Source organism: Candidatus Microthrix parvicella Bio17-1 (genome assembly GCF_000299415.1).
GTDB lineage: Bacteria > Actinomycetota > Acidimicrobiia > Acidimicrobiales > Microtrichaceae > Microthrix > Microthrix parvicella.
The window spans coordinates 1,459,890-1,476,101 of sequence record NZ_AMPG01000001.1 but is presented as its reverse complement, the minus strand read 5'-3'; the positions used below and the strand labels follow the sequence as shown (position 1 = coordinate 1,476,101).

Annotated in this window: 12 protein-coding genes and 1 pseudogene; all 13 read left to right on the top strand. The window is 67.7% G+C overall.

Annotation, left to right across the window (positions count from 1 at the left end):
* Positions 1-46 precede the first annotated feature (46 nt).
* Complete coding sequence (hemA, locus tag MPARV_RS0107075; protein WP_012229616.1) at positions 47-1,297, top strand: glutamyl-tRNA reductase; 1,251 nt, start codon at positions 47-49, stop codon at positions 1,295-1,297.
* On the top strand, positions 1,294-2,205 hold the full coding sequence (gene hemC, locus MPARV_RS0107070; protein WP_020377746.1) for a hydroxymethylbilane synthase: 912 nt from the start codon (positions 1,294-1,296) through the stop codon (positions 2,203-2,205). Before hemA ends, hemC begins: the two co-directional genes overlap by 4 nt.
* A gap of 49 nt (positions 2,206-2,254) precedes the next feature.
* Positions 2,255-3,037 (top strand): uroporphyrinogen-III synthase, encoded by a 783-nt coding sequence (locus tag MPARV_RS0107065; RefSeq protein WP_020377745.1) that lies wholly within the window; start codon positions 2,255-2,257, stop codon positions 3,035-3,037.
* 219 nt (positions 3,038-3,256) lie between these two features.
* A complete protein-coding gene (uppS, locus tag MPARV_RS0107060) occupies positions 3,257-4,003 on the top strand; it encodes a polyprenyl diphosphate synthase (protein WP_012229611.1) in 747 nt (248 codons plus the stop codon).
* Positions 4,004-4,131: 128 nt separating this feature from the next.
* Positions 4,132-5,139, top strand: a complete 1,008-nt coding sequence (locus tag MPARV_RS0107055; RefSeq protein ID WP_020377744.1) for a polyprenyl synthetase family protein — start codon at positions 4,132-4,134, stop codon at positions 5,137-5,139.
* A 124-nt stretch (positions 5,140-5,263) separates the two neighbouring features.
* Positions 5,264-6,265, top strand: coding sequence for a porphobilinogen synthase (gene hemB / locus MPARV_RS0107050; protein ID WP_012229609.1), 1,002 nt, complete (start codon positions 5,264-5,266; stop codon positions 6,263-6,265).
* A 53-nt stretch (positions 6,266-6,318) separates the two neighbouring features.
* Complete coding sequence (locus tag MPARV_RS0107045) at positions 6,319-7,608, top strand: glutamate-1-semialdehyde 2,1-aminomutase (RefSeq protein ID WP_020377743.1); 1,290 nt, start codon at positions 6,319-6,321, stop codon at positions 7,606-7,608.
* Positions 7,609-7,699: 91 nt separating this feature from the next.
* Positions 7,700-8,755 carry a glycosyltransferase family 2 protein gene (locus MPARV_RS0107040; protein ID WP_020377742.1) on the top strand — a complete coding sequence of 352 codons (1,056 nt, stop codon included), beginning with the start codon at positions 7,700-7,702 and terminating at the stop codon, positions 8,753-8,755.
* An 80-nt stretch (positions 8,756-8,835) separates the two neighbouring features.
* Complete coding sequence (locus MPARV_RS0107035; RefSeq protein WP_157789498.1) at positions 8,836-10,083, top strand: hypothetical protein; 1,248 nt, start codon at positions 8,836-8,838, stop codon at positions 10,081-10,083.
* On the top strand, positions 10,080-13,538 hold the full coding sequence (locus MPARV_RS0107030; protein WP_157789497.1) for a Wzz/FepE/Etk N-terminal domain-containing protein: 3,459 nt from the start codon (positions 10,080-10,082) through the stop codon (positions 13,536-13,538). Before MPARV_RS0107035 ends, MPARV_RS0107030 begins: the two co-directional genes overlap by 4 nt.
* Positions 13,539-13,653: 115 nt before the next feature.
* Positions 13,654-14,091: pseudogene (locus MPARV_RS26015) on the top strand (UDP-N-acetylglucosamine--LPS N-acetylglucosamine transferase); the annotation flags it as partial.
* Positions 14,077-14,712: a glycosyltransferase gene (locus MPARV_RS26010; protein ID WP_420886232.1), complete on the top strand. Its 636-nt coding sequence runs from the start codon at positions 14,077-14,079 to the stop codon at positions 14,710-14,712. The pseudogene MPARV_RS26015 and the gene MPARV_RS26010, both read left to right, overlap by 15 nt.
* A 184-nt stretch (positions 14,713-14,896) precedes the next feature.
* The gene (locus MPARV_RS0107020) at positions 14,897-16,177 is read left to right on the top strand and encodes an O-antigen ligase family protein (RefSeq protein WP_155852254.1); all 1,281 of its coding nucleotides are present in this window, start codon (positions 14,897-14,899) and stop codon (positions 16,175-16,177) included.
* Positions 16,178-16,212: the final 35 nt, after the last annotated feature.

The following is a 16,212-nucleotide window of genomic DNA, read 5'->3' as shown; positions in this document are numbered from 1 at the left end:
GTGGGGTAGCCGGTGAGCCCTCGCCGGGGTGTGAGGAGTCCTCCGCGTGTCAGTGTTGCTCATTGGCGTCACACATCGAGACCTGCCCCTGGAGGTCTTCGAACGCTTCGCGGTGACCGCTGAGGACACCCCGAAGCTTCTCGCCACCCTGACCGCACGCGATCACGTGTCCGAGGCGGTGGTGCTGGCCACCTGCAATCGCACCGAGATCTACGTGAAGGCCGAGCGTTTCCACGGAGCGTTCGAAGACCTCAGGGACCTGCTCGTCGAGCTGTCCGATGTGACCCCGGACCGGTTCCTCCCCCACCTCACGGTGTTGTGGGACGATGAGGCGATCGAGCACCTGTTTTCGGTGGCGGCCGGACTGGACTCGGCCGTGCTGGGCGAGGTGGAGGTGCAAGGACAGGTGCGGACGGCGCAGCGCGTCGCCGCCGATGAGGGCACGCTCGGCCCCACCCTCGAGCTGGCCTTTCGACATGCCCTGGGTGCCGGTAAACGGGTGCGCACCGAGACCTCGATCGCCACCCACACCGCGTCGGTGTCTCAGGCGGCGGTGGAGATAGCTCGCGACGCGCTGGGCGGCGACGATTCGCTGCAAGGCTCGATCGTGGTGGTGGTCGGGGCCGGAAAGATGGCCACGTCGATGGCCAGATCACTGAGCCAGGCCGGATCCCGAGTGGTGGTGGCCAACCGCTCCGCCTCCCGGGGTGCCGAACTGGCCGCCGAGGTTGACGGTCGGGCGGTGGCCCTGGACGACCTGTCGGCCGAGCTTGGCGCCGCCCAGGCCGTGCTGTGTGGCACTTCGTCCACGGCGACGGTGCTGGGCGCGGATCAGCTGGCGGGCGCCTCCGACCTGGTGGTGGTCGATATCGCCATGCCGCGCGACGTCGACCCGACGGCCGGTGACCTGGACGGCATCGACCTCTTCGACATGGACGATGTGACCCGCCTGACCGAGGCCGGGCTCGACCTGCGTCGCAACGAGGTGGACTCGGCCCGGCTCATCGTCGAGGACGAGGTGCTGCGCTATCACAATGCCACCACCGCCCGAGCTGCGGGGCCCATCATCGCATCGGTGCGCACCCGCGCCGAGCAGCTGCGGTTGCTGGAACTCGAGCGGCACGCCTCCAAGCTGGAGGCCCTCGACCCCGAAACGCAGGCGCTGGTGGATCAGGTGACGAAGGCCATGCTGGCCAAGTTGCTGCATCAGCCATCGGTGAGGTTGCGCGAACAGGCGGGCACGCTGCGCGGTGACCGCCTGGCCGAGGCACTCCGAGACCTGTTCGATCTTCCTTGAGCGGCTCGCCACACTCGCAGCGCGAGTTGGCTGTTCGGCTGGCCACACGCGCCAGCCCCCTCGCCCGATGGCAGGCCGAGGCCACCGCGGAGGCCCTGCGGGCCGCCAACGACAACCTCGACGCCGAACTGGTGGAGGTGTCCACCGAGGGCGACCGCCGGTTGGACGTGCCGCTGGAGGTCATCGGCGGCAAGGGCGTGTTCGTGAAGGAGGTGCAGGCGGCGCTGTTGGATGGTCGGGCCGACGTGGCCGTGCACTCGGCCAAAGACCTACCGGCGATCGGCCCCGAGGGCCTGGTGCTGGCGGCCTTCCTGCCCCGGGGTGACCCGCGCGATGCAATGGCCGGCGCCCGCATGATCGACCTGCCCACGGGCGCCCGGGTGGGCACAGGGTCGGCGCGACGCAAAACCCAACTGCTCGACCTGCGACCAGATCTGGATGTGGTTGGTTTGCGGGGCAACATTGCCACCCGCCTTGCCCGGGTGGGCGAGTTGGACGCCATCGTGGTGGCGTTCGCCGCGCTTCAGCGTCTTGGGCTCGACGATCGCGCCGACGAGGTCTTGGCACCGGCCATGTTCTGCCCGCAGGTGGGACAAGGCGCCGTGGCGGTGGAATGCCGTGCCGACGACGGCGCCACACTCGCAGCGCTGCGCGCGGTGGACCATGCTCCCACCCGTACCTGTGTGGAGGCCGAGCGGGCGTTTCTGCGAGAGCTTGGTGGCGACTGCACGCTGCCCGCCGGCGCCCATGCAGTGCTCGACGGGCCACGGCTTCGAATCGCGGGCGTCCTGGACGTGGGGGCGGCACGGCCCGCTCGGGCCACCCTGACCGGTGTGGCTTCAGGCGACTCGCCCCCCGCCCTCGGGGTTGAACTCGCTCGAAAGCTGTTGGCCGCGCGCAGCCGATGATTGCCGAGGCGGTCGTGCTGGTGAGCCCGCCGGGCCGAGCCACCAACCCATGACGCAACCGAAGCGGCCGCTGGATGGTCGCACGGTTGTGGTCACACGCGCCGAGGCTCAATCCGGGCCTCTGATCGAGCGGCTCGAATCGCTCGGAGCGTGCTCCCTCGCGGCACCGTGTATCGCCACCGAGCCCCCAGCCGACGGTGGGGCCGCCCTGCGTGCCGTCGTCGGGCGGCTGGGTGACTATGCGTCGGTGGTGCTCACGTCACCCAACGGGGCCCGGGCGCTGGTGGCAGCGTGCAAGTCCGTGGAGGTGGATAGGTCCGATCTTGACGCATGCACGTTTGCGGCGGTGGGGCCGGGTACGGCGGAAGTTCTGTGCGAGGCCGACATCGTGGTCGACCTGGTGCCCGAGGACCACGTCGGCGAGGGATTGCTGGCAGAATTGGGGGACCCACAGTTCGCCGGTGCGAAGGTGTTGATCGTCCGTGCCGAGGTGGCCCGCAACGTGCTTCCTCAAGGGATGATCGAGCGAGGTTGGGAGGTTGACGTGGTGCCTGCGTACCGCACGGTGACCCCGCCGCCAAACCCCGAGCTTGCAGGTCGGGTGGGCCGGGCCGATGCGATCACCTTCACCTCGTCGTCGACGGTGACGGGGTTTCTGTCCCGGTTTGGCGGCAAGGCCGTGCCTCGGCTCGTCGTCTGTATCGGACCCATTGCTGCGGACACCGCACGGCGGGCGGGCTTCACCGTCGATGCTGTGGCCCGGCCTCACTCCCTTGATGGGCTGGTCTCCGCTCTGATCGGCCTGCTGGTGGCACCCGCCGACGTCGGCTGACCCGGTCGGTCCGGCGCGTCGTCCGGCGGACTTGGGGGCAACATTCAAGTGCGGGGTGATTCCGCCGATCGGCGGGGGTGGACTCAACTGGTTTGAATTCAGCCCATCAGCTCGGGAGTTGGCGTTGGCTGCCGTCGCTGCGGCCGAGTTCCTCAGTGGAGCCCCCGTGTGCCAGCCCGTATGTGAATCCCGCAACGGCCGACCGGTAGCGTCCGGACCATGCGCATCATCGAACAACCCGAACTGCCTCGGGTTCAGGCGGGCGAGATACCCCGTCACATCGGCGCCATCATGGACGGTAACGGCCGGTGGGCCCTGATGCGTGAAACCGAACGCACCGAGGGCCATCGCGCCGCCGAGGAGGCGGTGTACTCCAGCGTGCGGGGCGCGCTCAACCTTGGCGTCGAATGGCTGTCGCTGTATGCGTTCTCCACGGAGAACTGGCGTCGTAACGACTCTGAAATCGCGTTCCTCATGGACTTCTCCGAGTGGTTGCTGCACGAGGAACGGGTGGAGGAACTGCGCGAGCTGGGTGTTCGCATTCGGTTCGTCGGACGGCTCGACGACGAGCGCATCCCCGACAGGTCGCGGGCGTACCTCAACGACATCTCCGCCCGGACCGCCCACAACACCCGGCTGCAGTTGGTGATCGCGTTCAACTACGGCGGTCGAGCGGAGATCATCGATGCGGTGCGCTCGCTGCTGGCCGATGGGGTGGAGCCCGAAACGGTCACCGAGGCCGACTTGGAGGCCCGTCTCTATCTGCCCGAGATGCCCGACGTCGACCTGGTGGTTCGAACCTCGGCCGAGCATCGGCTCTCCAACTTCCTGCTCTGGCAGGCGAGCTACGCCGAGTTTGTGTTCACCGAGACGCTGTGGCCGGACTTTCGGGCCTGGCACCTGTACTCGGCGGTGGCCGAGTATCAGTCCCGTCGTCGACGCATGGGCGCGGCGGTTACCGGATGAGCGCAACCTGAGACCCACCACCGGTGTGAGCCCCGGGCCCCGACCGGAAAGGCCATTCGGTTGGGTTCTGTGAGGGCTGCCGGGTTGGTTGTGGGTGCGCTGATGGTGCGCCCGTAGGCTTCCCACCCATGGACCTTCACGAGCTGTCCGAGCTGTTGGCCCTACCGTCGCTGGTCTCCGACCTGGACGCACTCGAGGCGGCCATGGTGGACGTGCTGCGGGAGGCTGACACGCTCGATGCCTTGGTCGAGCCCGGCATCAGGGTGGTGACCGGAGGTGGCAAGCGCCTGCGGCCGACCTTGACGATTGCGGCGGCGGCGGTGGGCGGCGCGCCCGCCAACGATCACGTGACCGCAGCAGGCGTTGCGGTCGAGTTGGTGCAGGTTGGGTCACTCGTCCACGACGACCTGATGGACCACGCAAAAACTCGGCGAGGCGTCGAGACGGTCAACGCTCGCGAGGGGCTCAACTGGGCCATCCTGGTTGGGGACTACCTCTTGGCGGTCGCCGGCATTCAGGCGGCGTCGGTTTCTGCCGACGTGGCCCACAGCCTGGCCCGCACGATCGCCGACCTCGCCGCCGGGCAGGGCCGCGAGGTGACCCGCCAGGGTGATCCGAAGCGCAGCGTGGCCGAGTACGAGGCCTCGATTCTGGGGAAGACCGCCGCCTTGATGCGTTGTTCGGCAAAGGTCGGGGCGCAGGCGGCGGGGATGGGCCCCGCTGAAGTCGACGCGCTGGCGGCGTTCGGCGAGGGCTTCGGCATGGCGTTCCAAATCATTGATGACGTGCTTGACGTCGTGGCCACCAGCGAGAAGCTGGGCAAGCCTGCGGGCAACGACATCGGCGAGGGCGTGTTCACACTGCCGGTGATTTACGCGCTCGAGGGTGCGGAGGGCGATCGGCTGACCGAGCTTCTTGCCAACCGGACCGAGGAGGCGGCGGCAGCTGAGGCCACTGAACTGGTTCGTGGATCCGACGGGGTTCGCCAGGCGCTGGACGCGGCCAGGGACTGGAACGGCAGGGCATCAGACCTTTTGGCCGGATTCGACTCGCCGACCGCCGCGGGCCTGGCCCAACTGCCCGATCGATACCTCACCTGGGCACTCGACCGAGCGGGCTACGAACCCGCCGGCTGAGACGAGCACCGTTCGTCAAGGAGCAGACCGACGCGAGGTTCGCGATCTGCGAGCGACAGGCTCCGGACTTCCCATCCCCCTGCCTGCCTCCGAGGGGCCATGGCCCCACCGGTACCATGACGGCATGGATCTCGACTCGTCCGGCTTCCCCGCCCGCCGACCCCGACGAATGCGCTCGAGCCCGGCGATGCGCCGGCTGGTGGCCGAGACCCGCTTGGGGGTGGACGATCTGGTTGCCCCACTGTTCGTGCGTGAGGGCATCACCAGGCCCCAGCCGATCGACAGCCTTCCGGGGGTCTCGCAGCACAGCCGGGACTCGCTGCGGGCCGAGGTGACGGCATTGGCCGAGTTGGGTGTGCCTGCGCTCATCCTCTTTGGCGTACCCGAACGAAAAGACGACGTCGGCTCAGGAGCATGGGACCCCGACGGGATCGTGCAACTTGCCATCGCCGATGTGAAGGCCGAGGTGGGCGACTCGATGGTGGTCATGGCCGATCTGTGCCTTGACGAGTACACCGATCATGGCCATTGCGGCGTCGTCGACGGAGCGGGCCGGGTGGACAACGATGCCACGCTCGAACTGTATGGCCGGGTGGCCAACGCCCAAGCGGCCGCCGGTGTGGACGTGGTGGCGCCCTCGGGCATGATGGACGGTCAAGTGGCCGCAATCCGGCGTGCACTCGATGGCGATGCCGCCACCGACGTGGCCATCCTGGCGTATTCCGCCAAGTACGCGTCGGCCTTCTACGGGCCCTTCCGCGACGCGGTCGACGTCACCATCGCCGACGGCGGCGATCGTCGCGGCTATCAGCAGGACCCGGCCAATGCCCGCGAAGCCGCTGAGGAACTGCGCATGGACGTCGCCGAGGGCGCCGACATGGTCATGGTGAAGCCCGCCCTCACCTATCTGGATGTGATCACCCGGGCTCGTGACCTGGTGAACGTACCCTTGGCCGCCTACCAGGTGTCGGGCGAATATGCCGCCCTGCATGCAGCCGCTCAACGGGGCTGGCTCGACCTGGAGGCCGCAGCGCTCGAGCAGTTGCTGGCCATCCGTCGAGCGGGCGCAGACTTCATCCTGACCTATTTTGCCCGAACGATGGCCGAACTGTTTGCCCAGGCCTGAACTACCTTTCGCTCTCTTTCCGCCCCGTCAGTTCCAGCCAACAAGGAGCCCCGATGACCTCCAATCACGATCTGTATCAGCGCGGGCTCAGAGTGATGCCCGGCGGGGTCAACTCGCCGGTGCGGGCGTTCCGTTCGGTCGGAGGCACCCCAAACTTCATCGCTGAGGGCCACGGTGCCTACGTCACCGACGTGGAAGGAGCGGTGTTCCTCGACTACGTGCAGAGCTACGGCGCCTCAATCGTGGGCCACGCGCACCCGAAGGTGATCGCCACCATCGAGGCGGCTGCCAAACGTGGCACCACGTTCGGTGCACCCACCGAGGGCGAGGTGCGGTTGGCGGAGACCATGGTGGGCCGAATCGATGGCCTTGAGCAGCTGCGGCTGGTGTCGTCGGGCACCGAGGCCACCATGTCGGCCATCCGTCTGGCCCGAGGCGCAACCGGCCGCAACAAGATCGTGAAGTTCGTCGGCAACTACCACGGCCATTCCGACGCGCTGTTGGCCTCGTCGGGCTCGGGCGTCATCGAGGGGTTCGACCTGGGCGAGACCTCCACGCCGGACTCGGCCGGGGTGACGCCGGGGTCGATCGCCGACACCGTGGTGGCTCCCTACAACGTGGTGCCCACGCTGGACGAGACGGTGGCCGTCGTGGTGGTGGAGCCGGTGGCGGCCAACATGGGCTTGATCGCCCCTCGAGATGGCTTCCTCGAGGGGCTGCGCGACGAGTGCAACCGAGTGGGCGCACTGTTGATGTTCGACGAGGTCATCTGCGGTTTCCGGCTGGCCTTCGGTGGCGCCACCGAGTTCCTGTCGGTCACCCCCGACATCTGGTGCTTCGGCAAGGTGATCGGTGGAGGCCTGCCCGTCGGTGCCTACGGCGCGTCGACCGAGCTGATGAGTCATATCTCGCCCCTCGGCCCGGTGTATCAGGCGGGCACGCTGTCAGGGAACCCGCTGGCCACCGCAGCCGGGCTCGCTGTCTTGGAGTTGCTCACCCCAGATGCATACTCGCAGCTGGAGGACACCGCCGAGGCGCTGGCCGACGGCCTGCATCGAGCATTTTCGGACGCCGGGATCGAGGCGAGGGTGCCAAGGGTGGGCCCGTTGGTTGGGGTGTTCTTTGGCTCCGATCTGCCCGTCGACTTCGAGTCTGCACGCGCCTCGGTGTCGCTGGGCCTGTACCCACAGTTCTTCCATGGCATGTTGGATGCAGGCATCGCTCTGGCTCCCGGGCCATACGAGGTGATGTTCCCGTCCCTTGCCCACCGCCCCGAGGACATCGCCCGCACCGCCGAGGCCGCCGCTCAGGTGGCTGTGCGCATGGCAGAGGGGTCCATTTAGCCCTTCTGCTCAGTGTCTCGTCGGACAGGGTCGGATCGCTGCCGGCCGGCGATACCCTCGCAACGTCCCTGGCGGGACCACGACAATCGGGATGGGCATGCGGGATCAGGCGAGCGCCGGCAGTGAGCGCGTCAAGCAAGCTGCGGTAGGAAATCACCCATTGGCGGCGACGGTTGCGGGCACAGCCGCAGCGTCGTCGCAGCAGGTGTCCGAGGTCGGCGCGGCTTTGGGTCGGCCCCGAGCCTCGGTGGTGATCTGCACCGTTGATCGTCCGAAACTCCTACGTGAGGCGATCGCGTCCATCGTTGCTCAACGGTACGACGGTGTGATCGAAACCCTCGTCGTGTACGACGGCACCGCACCCGATACCTCGCTCAACGTCAACGACGCTCGTCGCCCGGTGACCGTGCTGAGAAACACCCATCGCCGGGGGCTCCCGGCGGGCCGGAACTGTGGGGCGGAGGTGGCGACCGGGGAGTTTCTGGGCTTTTGCGACGACGACGACACCTGGTTGCCAGACAAGACCGAGACCCAGGTGGCGTTGCTGGAGCGTCGCCCCGAGGTCGACGCTGTGGTGTGCGGTCTGCTGGTGGACCACCTCGGCACGATCACCGAACGGCCGCTCCTCACCGAAGCGGTCACGATGGGCGACCTGCTGGACGATCGCATGATGGAGGTGGAATTCGTCACCACCATGGTGCGCCGTGATGCGTTCCTCGACCCCGACCGTCTCGGCGGCGCCGACGAGGAGATCCCCGGCGGCTACGCCGAGGACTACGAGTTTGTGCTGCGCGCCGCGCAGCGCCATCCGCTGCCCACCACCCGGTCCCCGTTGGTGTGCAAGGGGTGGGGGGGAGGGTCGCTGTTTGCGGAACGCTGGCGGACGATCGACACCGCCCTGGGGTACCTGCTGGAGCGGTTCCCGGAGTTCGTTGACCATCCGAGGGGGCATGCCCGCGTGCTGGGCCAGCGAGCATTCGCTGCGGCTTCGGCGGGCAACCGCGTCGAGGCCAGGCGGCTGATCCGCGCCGCGCTCGCCGCCGACCTGCGCCAGCCGCGGGCCTGGTTGGCCATCGGGGTGTGGGCCCGACTGGTGCCGCCGGGGCGGGTGGTCGCCGCGTTGAATCGTCGTGGTCGGGGACTATGAGCAGGCACGGCGGTGGCACACGATCGGCTGAGTCGCTTGACCAGCGTGGACCGGTCACGGAGCGGGGAGCCCGCACGCAGGTGTTCAGCGACGATTCGGTCGCGGTATTGGGTGATCTCCTGGGGCTTCGACCCGTCGCCGTCGCAAGCGACGACGAAACGCATCGGGCGTTTCCCACCGCCGCGAACCCGAGGTTTTACGTACCGACCGAGACCCGCCGAGCGGCCGCAGCCAGTTGTCTGGCCTACAACCGCCTTCGGCCCCCGGCGGTTGCCCGCCGAAGGGCGGTGGTTGGTTGGGGCCTGGGCAGCGGTGTGCTCCAAAGGGTTCAGGGCACTGCGATGACCAGCGGGCCGCCCACCGGACGTTTTGCGGGCGCCGACGAGCAGTTGGTTCCCCTGCTGCATGAACTGGCTCGACGGCTTGGACGTGACGATCTGAGCTTCGCCACCTCGCCCCGCAACGTGGACCCGTTCTGGACGCCAACGCTGCAGCTCTTCGCCTTGGACGGAACGCCGGTGGCTTACGCCAAGGTGGGCTGGACCGAGCTCACGCGTGCCCAGGTCGAGACTGAGGCGGCCGTGCTGCATCAACTGGTACGACGAAAGCGCAGCCAGTTCGCCAGTCCAACGCTGCTGGAACGCTTCGAGTGGGGCGACACGGTGGTCTCGGTCACCGCGCCGATGCCCGCCGACGTGGTGCGCATGTCGGTTGACGACGGGCTTCGACCCGAAGCGCTTCTCGAGGTCGCCGGCCTGGATGGGCCACCGCGGCTCCAGGCGTTCGCGTCGTCGGGTGGAGCCACCTGGGCTGACGCACTGGTCGCGGCACGGCCCGCAGGCCTGGATTCGGCGAGGCGCGACGCTTGGGACCGGTTCGCCGATGCATGGAAACGTGCCGCCGAGCTGATCGCTGACCTCCCGGTGCCACTGGGCCGATGGCACGGCGACTGGGTGCCATGGAATCTGGCGTGGTCGGGCGCCTCGCTGTGGGTGTGGGACTGGGAGTACTCGGGGGCTGACCGGCCGGTTGGCCTCGACGCCTATCACTGGCATTACCAGCAGCTGCACGTCACCGGGTCGGTCGACGTGGCGAGGGCGCTCCAACGGTCGAGGATTCTTGGGGCTCAAAGCCTCGATTCCCTGGGGGTGGGTGCCGATACGGGGCAGGTGGTGGCTTGTGCTCACGTCTTGGAACTGGCTGCGAGGTTGATCGATGCCGCCCGTGCAGGGGCGCCCGGCCACCTCGAGGCGCTCGGTGACCTGCCTGTGTTGTGCGATGAGCTGGTGAACTGCGCCAAGGCCGCAGCTGGGGGAGGGGAGCGGTGAGGTGGCCGCCGTCTCGTGAACTTGAGATGGACATGGCGCTCGGCGCCGGTCCCAATTCGGCATTGCTCCCGCCGCCGGTGATGAGGCACGAACCTGGCCACTCGGGTCCGCAGCCCGCGCCAGGCGTGCAGGCCGTATTCGGCGAGATCCATGTCGAGGTGCAGTCGGATCTGGACCAAGGCGGCGGTCGCGGTCATCTCCCAGATCGGGAGGCGGGCTCCCTCGGCGGGGTGGCACGCGGCGGCGCGCTCAACCTGGTGGCCGCCGTGGTGTACGGCGCTGCCAACTTTGCGCTCCTGTGGGTGCTCAACCATGAACTTGGTACGGAGACCGCCGGTGTGGCGCTGGTGGCCATCGCCGCGTTCAACATCCTGGCTCGTGTCGCCGAGCTGGGGTCGGCAACGGGGTTGATCCGTTGGATCTCCCGCCTGCGCGCCGTGCACGCGGTGGACGTCATCCCCAAGATGATGGCCGTCAGCCTGGTGCCGGTGGTGGGCATCAGCCTGCTGTTCGCCTGGCTGATGGGGGCACAGTCGACGTGGTTGGCCGACCTATTCGCCAACGGTACGGGCGTGCCCCAGCTGGCCCGGGTGTTCTTGGCGTTGGCGCCGCTGCTTCCACTGGCCGTGATCGAGACGGTGTTGGTGAGTTCCACCCGCGGCTACGAGGTGATGTGGCCCCAGGCCGTGATTGAGAAGATTGGACGGGCGTTGTTGCTGCCGGTCGTTGTCCTTCTCACCACCAGGCTGGGTGGCGATGTGGTCGCTGTGGCTCGCGTCTGGGCTTTGACCAACCTGGTGGCTCTGATTCCGGCGGTCGTCGTGTCGCGGCGCCTGCTTCAAGCGGCCCGTTTGACGCCCGACGAACCCCGTATGGCCAGCGTCGCCTCGGGAGCGGACTCGCCCCATGGTGGCCCGAGCTTTGACCGAACGTCGTGGCCGGCCATCGCCAAGGCATTTTGGGCATTCAGCGCTCCGCGTGCCGCCGGGCAGACCTTCGAGGTGTCGATCGCCTGGATTGACACGCTGCTGGTGAGTGCCCTGGTGTCCACCCAGGCGGCCGGTGTCTACGCTTCGGGCACCCGGTACGTGGTGATTGGCGCCTTCATCTCCGAGGCGATCATGCAGGTGGTTGGCCCCAGGGTTTCGAGCCTGATGGCCAGGCATCGTGGCCGTGCCACCTCGCACCTGGTTCGTACCGCTGCGGGTTGGCAGACGGCGCTCACCTGGCCGATCTACCTGGTGACGATCGGGTTCGCCCCGGTGTTGTTGGGGGTGTTCGGCCCGGAGGTGTTGGCAGCCCAGGGAGCCCTGATCGCACTCTCGCTCGGCCTGATGGTGTTCTCCCTGTTCGGTCCGGCGGGATCGGTCATTCTCATGGGGGGCAAGAGTTCCCAGGCCATGGGAAATGCCGGTATCGCCGTCGTCTTCAACCTGGTCGGAAACCTGGTGCTCATCCCCCGGCTTGGCATCACCGGGGCCGGGGTCATCTGGGCGCTCACCCTGGTGCTGCTGGTGGTGTTGCCGGCCTGGCAGGCCCACCAGCGGATGGGTTTGAACATGATCAGCCGCCCCGCAGCGTGGAGCGCCGGTCTTGCCACCGCCTCCGTTGGCGTCGTCACGTTGCTCTGTCGGGTGTCGTTTGGTGCAACCTGGCTCGGCCTCATCGTGGCCGTTGTGGGTGGCACGGTCACCTTCGTCGGGTGTGTGTGGCGGTTCCGAAGTGAGACCGGATTGGACCGGTTGCTCCCCGGTCGGGCGCAGTCTCGACACGGTCGGCTGCCGGCCCGACTTCGTTCCGAGGCGGCCACGCGTCCGCTCACGGCACGCTCAACCAGCGAGCGGGTCGCCCCGGCGCGGCCGTCGACTCTTGCTGCCAACCCCCGACCATCAAGGGAGGCCGTCGTGGACGGTGAAGACACCCCAACCCTGGCCGACTATCTCGGCCTGGCCCGTCGACGGTTTGTCATCATCGCGATGGCCGGCGTGCTTGGAGCGCTGTTTGGTCTGGCCTACCTGGCCAAGGCCGAGCCCGGCTACCAATCCACTGCTCGAATTGTGTTGGAACAGGCACCGACCGCGCCAGGAAGCTCCGGCACCGGCGGGATCAGCCCGGTCGCCACGCTCACCGCCACTCAGAAGAGCATCCTGCGCTCCGACGAGGTGGCACAGCGCGCCGCTGAACTGTTGGGCGACGACGTGTCGGCCGACCAACTCCGGGACCACTCCTCGGTCACGGTACTTCCCGACAGCCTGGCGTTGGACGTCAGCTATCTGGCCGACGATCCGGCGGCGGCACAGGCTGGAGCGCAGGCGCTGGTCGACAGCTACCTGACACTTCGCCAAAAGCAGGAGGAATCCCGACGATCCCGCGTGATCAATGGGCTGGACCAGCAGGTGAAACTGCTTGACGACCTGGTGCTCGCCACCTCGCGCCGACTGGAGGATGTCGACCCCGAGAAGAACCCCACCAAGGCGACCGTGCTCTCCGCACAGCTCAACTCCCAGTTGAGCGAACAGAGCAACCTGAGGGTGGAGAGATCGGGGTGGCAGTCCATGGACAGCACCACGGGCAACGTGGTCAGTCCCGCAACCCTGCCGGTGGACAGCACCAGCCTGGGGGCACCTGTGGTACTCGTCGGGGTTGTCGCCGCAGCCTTGGTTGTCGGGTTCCTCGTGGCGCTCATTCGTGACCGCACCGACCCGAGGGTCCACAGCAGCCAGGACATCCAGGAGCTGGTCGGGGCCACCCCGGTCAACGTGATCACCACCGACGATGATGCCGACGATGACAACAAGGAGTGGTTTGGTGAGTGGTACGGACGCGCCGCCAGCCGCCATGCCCCCGGGGTGGAGGTGGCCGGCAACGGCAACGGTGCCGAGGCCGAGAGCTACCGTCGCCTGGCCCTCCGACTGGGAGGCTGGGAGGGCCCGGGGCCCAGGTTCCTCCTGGTGACGTCAGCGGGTTCTGCCCCCGCTGAGGAGGTCGCAGCGAACCTGGCCGTCACCCTCGGCCGCGAGGGCAGCCGGGTGCTGTTGATCTGGTCGAACCTGCGCCAGGACACGTTGGGTGCCTACTTCTCGGTCCCCCGAGGGCCCGGGCTCGGTGAGGTGTTGGCCAACACGGCCAGGCTGGAGGACGCCGTGCTGGAAATCCCCGGTTGTCAGGGCCTCTATCTGTTGCCGGTGGGGTCACGCGCGGAGGCACGCGATCAACTGTTCCGCTTCTCGGGCCTCAAGGACGCGTTGACCGACCCCAATGGGGTCGCCTTCGATCAGGTTGTTCTGATCGCGCCTTCGCCCACCGATTACGCCGACGCTCTTGCTTTGGCACCGCAGGTGGACGGCGTGCTGGTGACCGTCGAATCGGAGTCGGCCGACCGCAAGGAACTGACTGCCACCGTCGAGAGCCTCCGTTCCATCAACGCGCACCTCTCCGGTGTGGTGGCACTGTGACCGCACGATGCGCAACCTCGGGTTCGATGCCGAGCCGCCACGCCTGCGCGCCGAGGGTCTGACGGTGGCGATTCGTCGCGGCCGAAAGCGTCCGGACGGCACCGAGGCGTTGGTGATGTTGGTGACGTCCTCCGGTGGGCACCTCTCCCACCTGCTGGAGCTGAGTGGGTTCTGGCAACGGCACCGGCGGGTGTGGGTCAGCTTCGACTTGCCTGATGTCGTGTCGCGGTTGCGGGGCGAGGAGGTCGTGTGGGCGCATCACCCGACCGCGCGCAATCTGCCCAACCTGGCTCGCAACCTGGTGATGGCCTGGCGGGAACTGCGGCGCCGGCGGCCCGACCTGATCGTGTCCACCGGTGCGGGTGTGGCGGTGCCCTTCTTCTGGCTGGGTCGGTTGATGGGGATCAAGACCGCCTACCTGGAGGTGTATGACCGCATCGACTCGACGACGATGACCGGCCGCCTCGTGCGTCGGGTCAGCGACGCGGTGTTGGTGCAGTGGCCGGAGCAGGGTTCGCTCTATCCGAACGCTCAGGTGATGGGCACGATCTGGCCCGATGCGCCGATCGTCGCCGTCAACCCACGCGGTCCAAACGGGGCTGAGGACGACGTCGCAATGCGCCGCGCCGGTTCACACCCGGCATTGGTTGTGGTCACGGTGGGCACCGACAGCCACCGGTTCGGTCGGCTGGTGACATGGGCCGGCCGCTGGGCCGACGATCATGCCGACGATGCCCAGGTGGTGATTCAGCGAGGCACCGCCCCGCATCCAGGTGGGGTCGCGTACTGCCCGGAGGCCTTGGACTTTGACGAACTGTTGGATCTGATGTCCCGTGCGGATGCGGTGGTGTGTGCTGCGGGGCCGGGCACCGTGATGGATGCGTTGCGTGCCGGGGTGAAGCCGCTGGTCGTGCCGCGCAACGACGAGATGGGTGAGCACGTCGATGGGCACCAGGTGGCGTTTGCCAAGGTTCTCGTAGAGCGGGGCGTGACGCTTGGTGCCAATACCGAATCCGAACTGCGAGCCCAACTTGACCGTGTGATGGTCCAACCTGGTTGGTGTTCGGTGACACCCCTGAGCTCGGCCCCAACGCCAGGGGGGATTCGCATCTCTGCCGCCTTGGAGGCGCTGGTGTCGCCGGTGCCGCATGACACGGTCGCCCATCGTGGCTGAGCGGCGCCGGTCAGGCGCGGAACCTGTGCCGGTCCGGGTCGAGTGCTTCGAGCATGCCGCCCGTTCGCAACCGCGACCGCCTGGGAACACCACATGGTCATTGGCGCCCCAGCGAAGGCGCAGCACCGATGAGTGCTCGGACCGTTCGTTCAGTGCCCGGAGGTATCTGTCCATCGGGTGGCCCGTGGCCTTATGGTCGCTCGGCATGCCGGTGTTGTGGCTGCTTGGCCTGTACCCGTTCGTGTGGGTGCTGCCGGCAGTTGCGTTCGGGCCGGTGATCCTGGCTCGACCGTCCCGCTTCCGAGTGCCCACCGGCGCTGTCGCTCTGAGCGGGTTCCTCGTCATCGTGGGGCTCTCGGGAGTCCATATCGAAGAGGCCCAGGGGCTGATGCTGTTCGGTTACCGCTGGGTGATCATGGCCTCGCTCTGGGCCTGCCTCGTGTGGTTCGCAAACGTTCCCCGCCAACGCCTGCCGACCCAGGTGGTGCAGTACTGGCTGGGGTTGATCTTCGTCGGCTGTGTCGGGTTCGGTTATCTGGCGTTGGTTGCGGGCACGTTCACCGCACCGAGTGGCCTGCAGCTGATCCTGCCCGAGGGTGTCGCCACCAGCGGGTTCATCGATTCCGTCAGCAGCCTGCGCTTGGCGGAGGTCACCAACTATTTGGGTTACACCCTGGCCCGCCCCTCGGCGCCGATGGCCTTCGCCAACGGCTGGGGTTCCACCATGGGCCTGACCCTCCCGTTCTTTTTCGGGGCATTCGTGCGTTCACCACTGGCACGGCGGCGTCGCTTCGGCCAGGTGATGCTGGCGCTGTCGACCGTGCCGACGGCGTTCTCGTTCAATCGTGGTCTGTGGATGTCCATCGCAGTGCTGTTCGTCTACTGGGCGGCCCGCCGGGCGATGAGCGGCGATTGGACCGGTGCGAAGGTGGCGGTTGGCCTGGCGGTGGTGGTGGCGCTGCTGTTGGCCTTTTCGCCATTGGGTGACCTCGTGTTCACCAAAATTGAGACTGCGACGGATTCAAACGAGTCGCGGGCCACGCTGTACGTGGATGCCTGGGGTGGTGCCCTGGAGTCTCCGCTGATTGGGTGGGGTGCCCCGACCCCACAGGAGGGCACCCCGCCGATCGGCACCCACGGCCTGGTGTGGTGGATCATGTACAACCACGGTTTTGTTGCGCTTGCGCTGTTCGTCTACTGGATGGTGCGCACCACCTGGGCGGCGCTGCGCACCCGCCGCGACGTGGAGGTTTGGTCAGCGGTCGTGTTGGTGATCTTCCTGCTGCAGTTCGGGTTCTACGGGCTGCTGCCGCAGCTCCCAATCGTGGGCGTGGCGGCCGGGCTGGTGCAACGCGATCGCTGGGAGCGGGCCGCCGGCCGCCGTCGTGCCAAGGAGGCACCGGCGGCGGAACCGGCTCCGATCCTTGCCCGTCACCCTCAATCCATCCTGGCGGGAGCCGACTGAGGTCGATATGAGTACCGATCCCACTCAGGAAGTCG